General features: G+C 57.8%; 12 protein-coding genes. 8 read left to right on the forward strand and 4 right to left on the reverse strand.

Features of this window, described 5'->3' with window-relative positions; all coding sequences use genetic code 11:
- Positions 1–445: 445 nt before the first annotated feature.
- From argG to ACL2XF_RS11880, 4 genes are all read left to right on the forward strand, one after another.
- Positions 446–1,783 (forward strand): argininosuccinate synthase, encoded by a 1,338-nt coding sequence (argG, locus tag ACL2XF_RS11865; RefSeq protein ID WP_410015716.1) that lies wholly within the window; start codon positions 446–448, stop codon positions 1,781–1,783.
- 230 nt (positions 1,784–2,013) lie between these two features.
- A complete protein-coding gene (locus ACL2XF_RS11870) occupies positions 2,014–3,096 on the forward strand; it encodes a toxin glutamine deamidase domain-containing protein (protein ID WP_413728661.1) in 1,083 nt (360 codons plus the stop codon).
- Between the two features lie 101 nt (positions 3,097–3,197).
- The gene (locus ACL2XF_RS11875) at positions 3,198–4,478 is read left to right on the forward strand and encodes an FAD-dependent oxidoreductase (protein ID WP_413728662.1); all 1,281 of its coding nucleotides are present in this window, start codon (positions 3,198–3,200) and stop codon (positions 4,476–4,478) included.
- Positions 4,479–4,526: 48 nt separating this feature from the next.
- Complete coding sequence (locus tag ACL2XF_RS11880) at positions 4,527–5,831, forward strand: alpha/beta fold hydrolase (protein ID WP_413728663.1); 1,305 nt, start codon at positions 4,527–4,529, stop codon at positions 5,829–5,831.
- A gap of 9 nt (positions 5,832–5,840) precedes the next feature.
- On the opposite strand, the gene ACL2XF_RS11885 is transcribed toward ACL2XF_RS11880, so the two are convergent.
- The 3 genes from ACL2XF_RS11885 to ACL2XF_RS11895 form a co-directional block, all read right to left on the reverse strand.
- Positions 5,841–6,386, reverse strand: a complete 546-nt coding sequence (locus tag ACL2XF_RS11885) for a GNAT family N-acetyltransferase (protein ID WP_410015720.1) — start codon at positions 6,384–6,386, stop codon at positions 5,841–5,843.
- 51 nt (positions 6,387–6,437) lie between these two features.
- Positions 6,438–7,403 (reverse strand): 2-hydroxyacid dehydrogenase, encoded by a 966-nt coding sequence (locus tag ACL2XF_RS11890; protein WP_413728664.1) that lies wholly within the window; start codon positions 7,401–7,403, stop codon positions 6,438–6,440.
- 139 nt (positions 7,404–7,542) lie between these two features.
- A complete protein-coding gene (locus tag ACL2XF_RS11895) occupies positions 7,543–8,334 on the reverse strand; it encodes an SDR family oxidoreductase (protein WP_413728665.1) in 792 nt (263 codons plus the stop codon).
- A 183-nt stretch (positions 8,335–8,517) separates the two neighbouring features.
- On the opposite strand from ACL2XF_RS11895, the gene ACL2XF_RS11900 reads away from it, so the two are divergent.
- Both ACL2XF_RS11900 and ACL2XF_RS11905 read left to right on the forward strand, forming a co-directional pair.
- Positions 8,518–8,967, forward strand: coding sequence for a DUF4385 domain-containing protein (locus ACL2XF_RS11900; RefSeq protein ID WP_410015723.1), 450 nt, complete (start codon positions 8,518–8,520; stop codon positions 8,965–8,967).
- Between the two features lie 109 nt (positions 8,968–9,076).
- Complete coding sequence (locus tag ACL2XF_RS11905; RefSeq protein ID WP_410015724.1) at positions 9,077–10,198, forward strand: mechanosensitive ion channel family protein; 1,122 nt, start codon at positions 9,077–9,079, stop codon at positions 10,196–10,198.
- Between the two features lie 134 nt (positions 10,199–10,332).
- Here the strand turns inward: ACL2XF_RS11905 and ACL2XF_RS11910 are convergent, their stop codons facing one another.
- Positions 10,333–10,602, reverse strand: coding sequence for a DUF1471 domain-containing protein (locus tag ACL2XF_RS11910; RefSeq protein WP_410015725.1), 270 nt, complete (start codon positions 10,600–10,602; stop codon positions 10,333–10,335).
- A 581-nt stretch (positions 10,603–11,183) separates the two neighbouring features.
- On the opposite strand from ACL2XF_RS11910, the gene ACL2XF_RS11915 reads away from it, so the two are divergent.
- Positions 11,184–11,843: an MgtC/SapB family protein gene (locus ACL2XF_RS11915; RefSeq protein ID WP_410015726.1), complete on the forward strand. Its 660-nt coding sequence runs from the start codon at positions 11,184–11,186 to the stop codon at positions 11,841–11,843.
- An 84-nt stretch (positions 11,844–11,927) separates the two neighbouring features.
- Entirely contained in the window at positions 11,928–12,530 is a 603-nt protein-coding gene (gene rluE / locus ACL2XF_RS11920) for a 23S rRNA pseudouridine(2457) synthase RluE (protein ID WP_410016579.1), read from the forward strand.
- Positions 12,531–12,565: the final 35 nt, after the last annotated feature.

Consider the following 12,565-nt stretch of genomic DNA (forward strand, 5'->3'; position numbering starts at 1 on the left):
GGTATTTTCATTATTAATGCATCAAAAAAATAAAAGCAAAACAAGATTACCCAACAGATATACCGAAATCAAAGCCAGAAAACGGTTGCGCCTATTTCATTAAGAATAGGATTATCCTTACAAAGGCAAAAGCTATTCCACCCGGTGGCGACACGGGGTGGAATATTTTCTTTATTATTTCCCACCCCTTATTCTTTCATGGCTTCCTCCCCCAAGGTTCTATTGCCAAGCGCCCCCTACCCGCAGCGGGCCGTCGGGATAAAAACCGGCGCATCGCCGCCGGCGCGCGGGCAATGCATTGCAGGGTAGCGTTTACGCTTCAGTTTCCTTAAGATGAAGGTATCATCTGATGGCAAAAAGGATTGGCTCGCATCGAGGATCCCAGGTGTGACGCGATGACGGGCGATGGCACATTTTGCTGTACTTTTCTTATAGGGCTTAATTAATGGAAACGATTCTCAGGCACCTTCCGGTCAACCAACGCGTAGGTATCGCCTTCTCCGGGGGCCTGGATACCAGCGCCGCGCTGCTGTGGATGCGCCAGAAAGGGGCGGTCCCTTATGCCTACACCGCCAATCTGGGCCAGCCGGACGAGGACGATTACGACGCCATCCCGCGCAAGGCGCTGGCCTACGGCGCGGAAAAGGCCCGCCTTATCGATTGTCGCCGGCAACTGGTGGCGGAGGGCATCGCCGCGCTGCAGTGCGGCGCCTTTCACAACAGCACCGCCGGCGTCACCTACTTTAACACCACACCGCTGGGCCGCGCCGTCACCGGCACCATGCTGGTGGCCGCCATGAAGGAAGACGGGGTCAATATCTGGGGCGACGGCAGCACCTACAAAGGCAACGATATCGAGCGCTTCTATCGTTATGGTTTACTGACCAATGCCGAGCTGAAAATCTATAAACCCTGGCTGGACACCGACTTTATCGATGAGCTGGGCGGGCGCCATGAAATGTCGGAATTTATGGCCCAGGCCGGGTTCGATTATAAAATGTCGGCGGAAAAAGCCTACTCCACCGATTCCAACATCCTTGGCGCCACCCATGAAGCCAAGGAACTGGAGTTCCTGAATTCCAGCGTAAAAATCGTCAATCCGATCATGGGCGTCAAATTCTGGGACGAAAGCGTGCGGGTCACGGCGGAAGAAGTGACGCTGCGCTTTGAGCGCGGCCTGCCGGTGGCGATTAACGGCGTCGTCTTCAGCGATCAGGTTGAGCTGATGCTGGAGGCCAATCGGGTAGGCGGCCGCCACGGGCTGGGCATGAGCGACCAAATTGAAAACCGCATTATTGAAGCCAAGAGCCGCGGCATCTATGAGGCCCCCGGCATGGCGCTGCTGCATATCGCCTACGAACGCCTGGTGACCGGCATCCATAATGAGGATACCATCGCGCAATATCACGCCAACGGACGCCAGCTCGGCCGCCTGCTTTACCAGGGCCGCTGGTTCGATTCCCAGGCGCTGATGCTGCGCGACTCGTCGCAGCGCTGGATCGCCAGCGAGATCACCGGCGAAGTCACGCTGGAACTGCGCCGCGGCAACGATTATTCCATTCTTAATACCGTATCGGATAACCTGACTTATATGCCGGAGCGCCTGACCATGGAAAAAGGCGATTCCGTCTTCTCGCCGGAAGACCGTATCGGCCAGTTGACCATGCGCAACCTGGATATCGCCGATACCCGCGAAAAGCTGATCAACTATATGAGCACCGGCCTGCTGTCCGCCAGCGACAACAGCGGCCTGCCGCAGCTGCAGGATAAGACCGGCAAATAATAGTATGATATTTTCTGATAACCGGCGCTGTATTATCAGCGTGGGTTATCATTTTGATCGCCCGCCGCCGCCAAAAAATCATTGCATGATACCTTAATCAAATATTGTATTTATTTACCTCGATAATTTATTTACAGTAAATTCAATTTACATAAAACCCGATTTATTTTACTCCGCGTTAGTTTTAGCGTATTAAGGCCATGGTTTATTACTTTGAAGAAATAGTTACCATGCAAATTGAAAATTTCCGTAAAACACACCCATTGATAGTGAATGGCACTATTATCGCCACTCCGTTAATTGAAAAATTCAACACTATTAAGAACGCCGGGATCCCTTTACCGAATAAAGGAGATCATCGTAGCACATCACATTCTGTGGCTAATCCGGAGAGACCTGTCGGCCAGCGGGCTAATAACACCGCGTCCGGCAGCACCCAGCCAAAGGAAAAGATTGCAGCGGGTTCGTCCTTCTCGGGCCTTAGCGCGGCGCGCAACCCTCAGCCGGACACGGCGTACGCCGATGATAGGTCAACGGTCAGAGTGCAGCATACGTTGCAAAATGCGGAATTCACCTGCGACTCTGACAAGCACAACGTAGAGGATGAATTTTGCATTTTTGAGGTTCCGGCGCCATACACGGGCGACACGTCTCCCGTTAAAGCGCTCTGCCGCAATACCGAGCTGCCGGGTGGCCTTCAACCGCCAGAGTTTCGACAATCTTCGGGGAAAAATGCCATTTATAACATCCGTCTCGAAACCTATATCCGAGATACGCTGCTCATGGAGGTTAACCACCGCGGCAGACCGCCGTTTTGGTTAAGGCCGCTGGCCACCGTCGCCTCCTGGCTGGGGTTTCATGGCGTGGGTCAAACCAATTGCGTGTCATGCGCCACCGCGGTGGCCGACACGTTTAAAACGGGCATATTACACGGTGCCATACCCGATATGCGCGGCGGTAGCCTCAATACGTTTGAAACCTGCCAGGACGTCGCCATGACGCGATACGACTCGGTCGCGCAGTTAGCCGATAAACTCAAGAATTGCGGCGATATTAATGCGGTAGTGGCCTTGAGGAGACCGTCCTGGTACAAGCTGTTCAGCTCGGTGGACGGGCACGCCGTCAATATTGTCAAAGCCGGCGATACCCTCCATCTGATTGACGCGCAGAAAAAAATTCACATCCTCCTCGATGGCACCCTTGATCAGGGCACCAAATATCAGAAGCTGCTGCGGTTTATCGGCCCGATGTCGGCCGACGAGGGCGCTATTACCCTGGCCGATATCGGCTTCCCCCTATCCGCAAAACGGTAAGCCGCATCCTGGCGCCGGCCCGTTCTGGCGCTGATTCACTTGCAAGATGATAATTGATACGTATCATCAATTATCATCTTTTTATTGCTGCGGCACCTATTATGGCTGTGAATCCTTCCCGTCCCGACCTGTCCACCGGCGGCTCGCCCCGGCCGGATATCCATACCGGCTGCTGTATCGTCGGCGGCGGGCCGGCCGGCCTGATGCTGGGCTACCTGCTGGCCAGGGCCGGCGTCGCCGTCACGGTGCTGGAAAAACATGTTGATTTCCTGCGCGATTTCCGCGGCGACACCATTCATCCTTCGACGCTTGAGATACTGCATCATCTCGGTCTGCTGACGGACTTCCTGGCGCTGCCGCACCAGCGGGTGGAGAAACTGCGCGGCGAATTCCACGGCGAGACCGTGACCCTGGCGGACTTTTCCCGCCTGCCGACCCGGTGTAAATTTATGGCGTTTATGCCGCAGTGGGAATTTCTTAATTTCCTGGCGCAGCGCGCCGAAGCCCTGCCGTGCTTTACGCTGCTGCGCGCCACCACGGCGCGGGAACTGCTTACTGCCGGCGGGCAAGTGCGCGGCGTGCTGGCGACCGGGCCGGACGGTATCACGCTGCGTATCCATGCCGCCCTGGTGGTGGGCGGCGACGGACGGCAATCCATGGTGCGCGCCGCCGCCGGCCTGCCGGTACGTGAATTCGGCGCGCCGCGCGACGTGATATGGCTGCGACTGCCCAAGCAGGCCGACGACACGCAACAGGCCAGCGGCCACGGCGGCCCGAAAAATAATTTTATCATGCTCGATCGCGGCGACTACTGGCAGTGCGGCTATAGCATCGCCAAAGGCAGTTTTGACACCCTGCGCGGGGAAGGACTGGCGGCCCTGCTGCGGCGGGTGGCGGAGGTCGCGCCGTTCGGTTATGACCGCCTGGCCGGCGCCGTCGCCGACTGGTCGCAGCTTAAACTGCTGGTGATACGCATCGATCGTCTGCAGCGCTGGGCCGCGCCGGGGGTCTTGTGCATCGGCGATGCCGCCCATGCCATGTCGCCCATCGGCGGCGTCGGCGTCAATCTGGCCATCCAGGATGCCGTGGCGACGGCCAACCTTCTCAGCTTTCCGCTGTCGCGGGGCCGGGTCACCCTGCGTCAGTTAAATAAGGTGCAGCGGCGCAGGCGTTTTCCCACCTGGGCGTTACAATCGCTGCAAATTATGCTCACCGGCAAAAACAGCCGGCCGCGGGATCCCGCGCGCAAACCATCCGCCATCGGCGGCTGGATGCGGCGTCAGCCCTGGGTGCCGGCGATCGCCGGGCGCATTATCGGGCTGGGTTTTCGCCGCGAGCTTCCCCGGCCCTTGCCTTCGGCGAGACCCGGCGCATCCCGGTAGACACCCCGCCCCGGCCCATTATCCGGTCATTTATTCCATAAGGAGACGATGTTGATATTGTCCGAATTCATTATTCCCGGCATGCTGATCCGCGATCGCCTGGTCACGGTGCCGCTGGACTGGGCGCATCCCGACGACGGCCGTACCATCAAGGTGTTCGCCCGAGAAGTGGTTGATCCGATGCAGCGCGACGCTGATTTACCCAGGCTGGCCTATATCCAGGGCGGCCCCGGCGGCAAAGGGCCGCGCCCGTCCGCCGGCGGGCCGGTATGGCTTGCGCAGGCGCTGAAAACCCACCGCGTGATCCTGGTCGACCAGCGCGGCACCGGCCGCAGCACGCGGGTGGAAACCGCCACCCTGGCCGCGTTTGCGCATGCCGGCGCCGCCGCGGATTATCTCTGGCTGTTTCGCGCCGACAGTATCGTGCGCGACTACGAATACCTGCGCGATCGCGTATTCGGCGGCGGCCGCTGGGAAATCCTTGGACAAAGCTATGGCGGTTTTATCGCCTTAAGCTACCTCTCCATGGCGCCGCAAGGCCTGGCGGCCTGCTATATTACCGGCGGCCTGGCCGGGCTGGACGCCGATGCGGATGAAGTCTATCGCCGCACCTATCCCCGGGTCGCCGCAAAAAATGAGAAGTACTATCGGCGCTACCCGGATGATGGTGCGCGCATCGCCCGGCTGGCGGACGCTATCGCGGCGCAGGATATCCACCTGCCGGACGGCGATCGCCTGAGCGTGCGCCGCCTGCAAACCCTGGGCAACGATTTCGGCCTGGCGCCGGGGTTTGAAAATATTCATTGGCTGGTGGAGGAGGCCTTCAGCGACGTGGAGGAAACGCGCTTATCCGACCATTTCCTCGCCGCGGTCATGGCGCTGACCTCCTATGACGGTAACCCGCTCTACGCCGTGCTGCAGGAAATTATCTACGGCCAAGGCGAACAGGCCAGCCGCTGGAGCGCGGAGCGCATCCGGGCGTCGTTTCCCGAATTTTCCCCGCAGCGCCGCCCGCTGCTGTTCACCGGTGAAATGATGTATCCCTGGATGTTCGAAGAGATCCGATCGCTGCGCCCCTTCCGCGAGGTGGCCGGGATACTGGCCGAACGCGGCGGCTATCCGCCCCTGTACGACCCGCTGCGGCTGGCGGCCAACGAGGTGCCGGTGGCCGCGGCTATCTATCACGACGATATGTTTGTCGATGCCGGGCTATCGCTGGATACCGCCGCCAGGGTCGGCAACCTGCAGGCCTGGGTGACCAATGAATACCAGCACGACGGCCTGCGCCAGTCGGCGTCGGTGCTAACCCGGCTCATGGAGGATATCCGCCTGCGCGGCGGGGCCATCCGCTAAAGCGGACCGCTAGTCCTGGCCTGGTCGATACTGCAGGCAATAGACATTATGATCGACATAGCGATCGCCGATTTTTTCCGCCCGCACCTGGCAATAATCGAATTCAAACCCCAGCCGCTGGGCCAGCCGGTTGCTGGGGCGGTTTGCCACCCCGCAGCGGATGATAAAAGTGTCCAGCTTGCCCGTTTCGCCATACCAGGACATCAATGCCTTAACGGCCCGCGACATCACGCCCCTGCCTTCAAAGCGCGCGGCCAGCCAATACCCGATTTCCGCCTGTTTATCATTAATAGTGTTAAAGGAGAGGATGCCGGCGATATCCCCATCCCAGCGCACCACATACACAGCCGAACGGCCGGCGGCGAAATCGGCGCGGTTATGGCGGATATTGGCCAGGGTATCGCCGACGTTATTAATCAGCGGCGGCCAGGACAAATGGCGGCCCAGCCGTTGACGCTCGGCATGCACCAGGTCAAAAAGGGCCTGCGCGTCGCTTTCCTGTTGTAACGCGAGCATGAGCGAGGGAGGACTGATAAGTTCACGGTAATCCAACATGCCGGTTCCTTATTATGACAAAAAGACGTTGAGCGTCTTGAGCCTGAAAGATTATATCGCCATGCCCGGCACCGGCGTCAACACCGGCCTGCCGGCGAAAAAGCGGGTTAAATTCTCCAGCACCCGTTCAAACATGGCGTCCAGCGCCTCCGGCGAGCGCGCGGCCACATGGGGCGTCAGGATAATATTGTCCAATGCCAGCAGCGCGGCGGGCACTTCCGGCTCACCCTCCAGCACATCCAGCGCGGCGCCGGCGATGGCGCGGCGGCGCAGGCACGCGATCAGCGCCCCGGTATCCACCACGCTGCCGCGGGACACATTGACCAAAAAACCGTCCGCACCCAGCGCCGTAAGCGCCTGGGCATTGATCAAATGCCGGGTCGCCGCGCCTCCCGGCGTGCATACCACCAGGAAATCCGCCCAGCGCGCCAGCGCGTCCAGACTGGCGCAATAGCGGTAATCGCTGTCGGCGCGCGGTGTGCGGCTATGGTAGGCCACGTCCATATCAAACCCCATGGCGCAGCGTTGGGCGATTTTAAGGCCGATATTGCCCAGACCCAAGATCCCCACGCGCCGCCCGGTCAACTGCGGCCGGGTTCGCCGCGCCTGCTGCCATTCCCCGCGATGGACCGCGCGATCGAGGTCGGGGATATTGCGCACTATCGCCGCCAGCAGCGCCACCGCGTGGTCGGCGACGGCGGTGTCGTTGGTGCCGGCGCCGTTGGTGACCATAATGCCGCGCCCGCGCGCGGCGTCCAGATCGATCTTTTCAAATCCCACCCCCTGACAGCAAATCAGCCGCAGGTTAGGCAACGCGGCGATATGCGCCGCACTCAGGCCGATGGAGCCGATAGTCAGCACGGCCTCCACCCTGGCGGGGTCTATGCTGCCCTCAGCCGGCAGGATCGGACTATGCTCGTTCTCGCGCAACGCGGGACACAGGCGGAAACCGGCCTGCTCGAAGGCGGGACGGAACGCGGCGGGGATATCGACATGCAGCAATAACGAAATAGGCATAGGTCACAGGAGAAAACGAAGCATATTTATAACCATACATGAAATAGATGACGCATAAAAGTAGCCATGCTCTTAAATAGCGCCTGACGTCTTCAGGCCGATGCCGTTTCCTGAACGCACCTTTAGGGTGTACCGGCGCTTATTTCCCTGCCTGCGCTTTTTGCGCCTTGAACTGGGGATTCACCAGCATAAAGCCGCCATCGATAATAAACGATTGTCCGGTGGTATAGGCGGCGCCCTCGGACCCCAGCCAGGCAACCATCGAGGCTATTTCATCGACATGGCCCGGGCGTCCCAAAGGGATGCCGGGCTCTTTGGCGGTCCAGGCATCCTCTTCGCGCATATCATTGATTGGCGTGGCTATCATGCCGGGCGCCACCGAGTTGACCAGTATGCCGTAGGGAGATAATTCCAGCGCCATGGATTTGGTCAGGCCGCCAAGCCCGTGCTTTGCCGCCGTATAGGCGACGGCCGCGGGCAATGGGGTATGTTCATGAACAGACGTGATATTGACTATCCGCCCGCCCTGCCCTTGTTTGACCATGTGTCTTGCGGCGCGCTGCGCGCAAAGAAAAGCGCCGTCCAGCACAATGGAGAACGTCGAGCGCCAATCTTCGTAGGACAAATCCAGAAACGGCGCACCGGCACTGGCCCCGGCATTATTTACCAGCATATCAAGACGGCCGAAAGACCGGCTGAACTGGTCAATAACCTCCGCCGCGGCGGGCAACTGGGTCAGATCCAGCTGCAATACCTGGGCCTTGCGGCCAAGTTTTAACACTTCACCGGCGGTATCCTCAGCCCCACGCTGGTCTGAATGCCAGGTAATGCCGATATCAAAACCCTGTTTTGCCAAGGCGATGGCACAGGCTTTGCCGATCCCCGAGTCCGATGCCGTGACCACGGCGACGTTGCTTGCAGACTGAGTCATGGTGCTCTCCTCTGATAAACCGACGCGAATATCTTTATCGTTTCAGGACAATTGTCGGTTTCAAAAGTATAGCCTTTCAGCCGGAATCTTCCGGAACGCGGCGGGACGTCTGGGCGGCGGCTGGAGAGACATTTTTTTACCCTTTGGCTATCCTTAGAAAAACCTCAGAAATCGTACTACGTTATGTGCCCCTTTAATTACCAACAGGATTTTGCCAATACGGATTTCCGCCGCCATCCCGAACGGTATCAGGTAGGCCGCGGCGAGCAGGGCGTACTGCTGGTCGAGCCTTATAAAAGCGAGATTCTGCCGCACTGGCGTTTTAAAAACGCCGCTATCGCCAGAACATCGGCGGAAAAAATCCATGCTCTTTTCGAGCAATACCGCCGCCAGGATGATTTTGTCGGCATGGATATGGCGCGCAAATTTATCCAGATGGGCTATACCCGCGCCCGGCGTTACGCCAATCATCAGGGCGGCAAAAAATACGCCGCCGACGGTACCGTGCTGCCTTACATCGTTGACAGGCAAAAAGCCGATGCCGCCGCGGTATTTAAACACTATTGGGATCTGCTGCGCGCGGATGAGGATTACCAGCAACGCAAAAAACATCATCAGCGGTTGTACGGCTGACCGCGTGCACAGCCCCCATTTGCCGCCTCGCTGATGATGTGCCACTTTGTCATCACTATAATTTTTATAATGGGTTTGTATTTTTGATGGTCAACTTGGGAGACACCGAATGGAGATGTTGAGGAACCTGAATTTTTTCCGCCTTATCACCTCCGGCGATTTTTGGCTGAACATCGCCATTATTATCGCCGCCACCCTGATCATCCACTGGATTATCTCGCGCACGATCCAACTGGTGGGTCGCCGGGTGAAGCAGTGGAGCACCGGGCGGCACAGCGCCTTGTACCAAATTGCGGTTGAGATGCTGGACAACACCAAGCGGTTGCTGATTCTGTGCACCGCGTTTTTGATCAGCATGCGTTTTATCGAGCTGCCCGGCACATGGCACAGCGCCCTGGCGCACGGCTGGTTCCTGGTATTCGCCATCCAGATTGCCCTGTGGCTGGACAGCGCCGCCCATGTCTGGTCGCAAAAGGTGGTCAATCAGCCCGGCGCGGTGCGCAATACCGTGACCATGGTGATCCTGGGGGTAATGATTCGTTTGTTGATATGGGCGCTGATGCTGCTGTCCATCCTCGGCAATGTGGGCGTCAATATCACCGCGCTGGTGGCAAGCCTCGGCGTCGGCGGCATTGCCATTGCGCTGGCGATCCAGACCGTGCTGAGCGATGTGTTCGCCTCGCTGGCCATCGGTTTTGACAAGCCCTTTGTTATTGGCGACTTCGTGGTGTTCAATGATATCGCCGGCACCATCGAGCATATCGGGCTGAAAACCACCCGTATCCGCAGCCTGAGCGGCGAACAGATTGTCTGCGCCAACGCCATACTGCTGCAGCAGACCATCCATAACTATAAGCGCATGCAGACACGCCGCATCGTGTTCACCTTCGGCCTGGCCTATTCCACGCCCCCGGATAAGCTGCGCCTGGTGGGGCCGATGATTAAACGCATTATCGAAGAGATTGAGGAAACCCGTTTTGACCGCGCGCATTTCCTGTCATTCGATAATTTCCGCCTGACCTATGAAGTGGTGCATATCGTCGCCAGCGCCGATTATAATAAATACATGGATATCCAGCAGGAAATCAATATTCGCCTGATGGAGGAACTGGCAAAAATGGATATCAAGCTGGCGATACCCACGCAAAATATTTTATTTACCGAAAGGGAATTCCCGCAGATAAAGGTACTGGAGCCAGGATTGCAGGAAAAGACGGCGGCGCCGCAGTAAATCACGCCGGGATATAAAAGACAGGAAGCGTGTTGATAATGCCGGCCGGGGACAGCCACGCTGCCGCGGGTCTACCGGCCGGGATCACCGGCGCGTATCCCCGCGCAGGCGCGGGGCGCGTCGTCACGAAATATTCAGCGATACAATTCGGCATCGCCCGACCACGTGCTGGAATCACCCGGGTTATCCACGCCGATAATACGGTAGTAAGGGGCATTTTCCTCCCTGGCCTTTTGCCGCAGCGCGTGCACCGCGTCGTCGGTGGAACCGGCCAGCCCGGACACTGACACCGTGCCGATGCTTTGATGCCCGGCCGCCTGCTGCTGGTTGATTTCCTGCGCAGCCTGACTGGAAAAAGAGATACCGGCGACGATGGCGGTAAATAGATAGGGTAATAGTTTCATAATCAGGTCCTCAGTGAGACGGGATCATCGGCCCCCGCGCCGTTTTCTGGTGCCGGCGCGGTGCGATCATCGAGGCTTGGTAATAACAGCGTTACACCAGAACGGTATAGCGGTAAAAATAAGAGTAGGCCAGGACGGCATCCACTGATATCGGGTGAATGTAACTTAATTTAACGGTGGCCATATATTAACAAAGTTTATACGTCTCCTTTCCCCCTTTAATTTACACCCAAGCGGGCCTCTCCTTTTTTTACTATTGAAAATCATCATATTTTAAATCTATGCCCATTCTCACCGAGAAGGGTTCATGTCAGCATTATACAGCGTTGACAAATATTTACCTTAATAAGATACATTGGCTCACAGATGGTTTGAATATTACAATGGTATTTATAATCGGCATTATATTAATGACAAGGCCGTGTCCCATTTCCCGCCGAGAACGCCCCTGACCGCCGCAAGCGGTTTGGTAACAAATTTCAACATATTCCTTTATTGATGAACCCGCCGGTAAATCCGATACTTAGCCTGTATCCGCATCAAATTGACGGGTGTGCAATATCAATGTTTAAGGAGATAACATGGATACCGAATTATTGCTGCGTATCGCCCTGGCCGGCGGGTTAGGCGCATTGATCGGGGTGGAACGCCAGCTTCGGGCCAAGGAGGCGGGGTTGCGTACCCATATCCTGGTATGTATCGGCAGCGCGATGTTTATGATTGTCTCCAAATACGGTTTTGCCGACCTTCTGGCGGACAGCCATAATATCACCCTCGACCCTAGCCGGATCTCCGCCCAGGTGGTGAGCGGCATCGGATTTCTCGGCGCCGGCACCATTATGCTCAATAAGCAGTTCGTCCGCGGCCTGACCACGGCGGCCGGGCTATGGGTCACCGCCGCCATCGGACTGATTGTCGGCAGCGGCATGTACGCCATCGGCATTTTCGGCACCCTGATGACGCTGTTGGTGCTCGAGGGCATTCGCCAATTAAGCAACCGGCTTATCGGGCGGCGCTATATGATCATGCTGTCGCTGTCCCCCGCCAGCATTGAACTCGCCATGCAGGCCTTGAGAAAACTGCATATCCGTGTGGTGCGGTCGTCGGTAGTACGTAACGAGAACGACGCCAAAGACTGCAAAATGACGCTGGAAGTCATGATGCGCACCCGCTATAAACCGGTGGAAGTCTATCGCCAGTTGCTGGGCGTTGAGGGGATGCATAAGATTGACATTCGCTAGCCCCGCCAAAGCTAACCGCATTCTGGCCGTTTTGCAGTATAATGCCGCCAATCCCCTCCACCGCACACTTATGGCGAGCTTTTTATCAAAAATAATAGCCTTTCCCGATTCAGTCCGCGCCGTCCTCCCGCCCCGATGCGGGGGCCAAGGCGCGTCATTTTATTCAACAAACCTTACGACGTCCTGCCGCAGTTTACCGACGACGCCGGACGCCTGACGCTGAAACACTATATCCCGGTACCGGATATCTACGCCGCCGGGCGCCTGGATCGCGACAGCGAAGGACTGATGATCCTGACCAACGACGCCAAATTAAAGACCCGGCTGACGCAGCCGGCGGAAAAAACGGCTAAGATTTATTACGTGCAGGTGGAGGGCGAGCCGGAAGACGCCGCGTTAAAACTCTTGCGTACCGGCGTCACCTTAAGCGATGGCCCCACGCTGCCCGCCGGCGCGCAGCGCGTGAAGGAGCCGGCCTGGCTCTGGGCGCGCACGCCGCCTATCCGCGAGCGCAAGGCCATCCCTACCTGCTGGCTTAAAATCACTTTATATGAAGGCCGTAACCGTCAGGTCCGGCGCATGACCGCCCATATCGGCCACCCTACCCTGCGGCTTATCCGCTATCAAATGGCGGATCAGACCCTGGCGGACCTGGCGCCGGGCGAGTGGCGTGAAGTGCAGTTGTAAGCAAAAGTACCATCACGGATGCCCGACCAGGGCAT

This window comes from Sodalis sp. RH19 (genome assembly GCF_047324215.1).
GTDB lineage: Bacteria > Pseudomonadota > Gammaproteobacteria > Enterobacterales > Enterobacteriaceae > Acerihabitans.